This window comes from Bacillus sp. 05T31 (assembly GCF_056396725.1).
In genome coordinates this window covers 1-1887 of sequence record NZ_JBFTMA010000791.1, presented here as the reverse complement: position 1 = coordinate 1887, position 1887 = coordinate 1, and the positions used below count along the sequence as shown (strand labels likewise).

Genomic DNA, 1887 nt, shown 5'->3' with positions numbered 1-1887 from the left:
GCTGGAAACACTGGACCTACTGGAAACACCGGACCTGCTGGCGACACTGGGGCTACCGGGAACACTGGATCTACCGGAACATTTAATACAAGTACCGAAGCATATGGTCATATTTATAGTACAACTGCCCAGTCTATTGGACCTGGTGCTGATATTGAATTTGACTCTAACAGCTCATTAAAAAGTGTTTTTTATACTCCTGGTACTAAAAACGCCAATGTAGATCCTACAGTGGGAGGTTCATATTTAGTTATTTTCAAAGTGCTAGTTACATCACCAGATACAGCAACTTATGCTATCACTGTAGGAGGCGTTGCTCAAGCTACTACTTCTTATTCACAATCTACAGATGCCACTGGAAATTTATTATTATCTGGGTCTGCCGTAATCAACATTCCTGGAGGAACTCCTGTAACTATTCGAAATGTAGGCACTACTACTAATGCTTTACCAGTTATCCCTATTACGGTTACTGGCGTTCCTGCCATTAATGCATCTATTCAATTAATTCGGTTAGATATCGGTTAATTCCTTTGAGTACATTTCTTATAAAACCAACAAAAAGATGCTTTATATAAAGCATCTTTTTGTTTACATAATAAAATTATTCCATTATAACTTTCTTCTGAATTCTTCATCTGTTATAGCATCTYGAATAAARTAATCTATATTATTTCTMAGCTTTTGGTGCGTAATTTGATTATCTATATCATTAAACATTATTACAACCTCAACCTTGTTCCCCTTTTTATCYGTAGTATACAAACTTTTTGTCAATACGAATGCRGTAGAACCACCTTTTTGACCAGCATATTCAAACTTACTATTTTGAACTGTTCCTTTAAAAATATTCTCCATTTCATCTTGCATTGATTTTGAAAAATAATTTCTACTATTTATCTTTTCCATTAAACTCATATAATCTTTAGCATTTGCACTCACTAATCGATCTGACCAAATACGCTGGAATTCCATATCTATTTTTAATGGTATATCACGTTTCTTCCATTCACTTTCATCTTTCATCCATTCATGTATTTGTAACACGTGTTTATTATATTCATCATTAGACATGTTACGTATCATTTCTAACGATTGATTTTCTGGCTCATTAAGCTCTTTTTCTACATACCCTCTCATATATAGTGAAGCAGTATACGAAGAGAACTTGTCATGACTAGTAAGTTCTAACTCTTTTAAACTATCATTTACTCTTTCTATTCCAAGCTTATCTAACAAATATGTTGTATTCGCATTAGAGCTATAATGAATCATCCCTTTAGCCACTTCTTCTAAAGCAATCTGTCCATTTTGCACTAACTCTCTCACTTTTGAATCTTCTAACCAGTCAGGATGCGCTCCACCATCAGTGTTTTTAACATAATATTTTTCTAAATCCTGCAATGAAATTTGTTCATCTCGACTTATTTTTCCTTCTGACACTTGCTTAGCAAATTCAACTGCTATTACGATTTTTGCCATACTYGCTAATGGYAATTTTTTATTTTCATTTAYAGATGTTACTACTTCACCGTTTTTTCTAATAAGTAATGAACATGTTTCATCACCTTTATGTTCTTTTATGTAGTTTAATACGTAATCAGGATCTTCTTTTGACAAATAGTACTTCATAATAACAAAGAAAGCTATAACAGCTACTACAATCACTCCTGCAACAATTCCTATAATCTTTAATATGTTCACAATATGCCCCCTTCTATATAATAATTATAACGAATCGAATTACAAAATTATACAAAATAGAGTAACTCTTCCTAAAACAGAAAGAGTTACTCTATTTCACATGATGTTATTTGTCCATTTAACGTAACGATTATATTTGAGTCGTCACTTTCTTTAACGCTATTTAGTCGATTTGAGTTAGGA

1 protein-coding gene and 2 pseudogenes are annotated in these 1887 nt (G+C 32.8%); 1 reads left to right on the top strand and 2 read right to left on the bottom strand.

Annotated elements, in window-relative coordinates:
- Positions 1-528 (top strand): annotated as a pseudogene (locus AC1DJR_RS28320) (hypothetical protein); the annotation flags it as partial.
- 84 nt (positions 529-612) lie between these two features.
- Here the strand turns inward: AC1DJR_RS28320 and AC1DJR_RS28315 are convergent.
- Complete coding sequence (locus AC1DJR_RS28315; RefSeq protein WP_477004079.1) at positions 613-1704, bottom strand: serine hydrolase; 1092 nt, start codon at positions 1702-1704, stop codon at positions 613-615.
- Positions 1705-1790: 86 nt separating this feature from the next.
- A pseudogene (locus AC1DJR_RS28310) lies at positions 1791-1887 on the bottom strand (cupin domain-containing protein); the annotation flags it as partial.